The organism is Paralimibaculum aggregatum (assembly GCF_030270585.1).
Classification (GTDB): Bacteria; Pseudomonadota; Alphaproteobacteria; order Rhodobacterales; family Rhodobacteraceae; genus Thermohalobaculum; species Thermohalobaculum aggregatum.
The window spans coordinates 1-262 of the sequence record NZ_BSYI01000185.1; the positions used below are offsets into that span (position 1 = coordinate 1).

Sequence of the window (262 nt, forward strand, 5' to 3'; positions counted from 1 at the left end):
GGGCGCGGCGCAGATGGACGGCGCGATCCTGGTGGTGAACGCCGCCGACGGCCCGATGCCGCAGACCCGCGAGCACATCCTGCTGGCGCGCCAGGTCGGCGTTCCGGCGCTGGTGGTGTTCATGAACAAGGTCGACCAGGTCGACGACGAGGAGCTGCTCGAGCTGGTCGAGATGGAGGTGCGCGAGCTGCTCTCCAGCTACGATTTCCCGGGCGACGACATCCCGATCATCGCCGGCTCGGCGCTGGCCGCGATGGAGGGT

The 262-nt window shown here is 69.5% G+C and carries 1 protein-coding gene; it reads left to right on the top strand.

Going from position 1 to position 262, the window contains the following annotated elements; translation table 11 throughout:
* Positions 1-262 (top strand): GTP-binding protein (locus QSJ97_RS24870; RefSeq protein WP_285675192.1); only part of this gene is annotated, 262 nt, incomplete at both ends.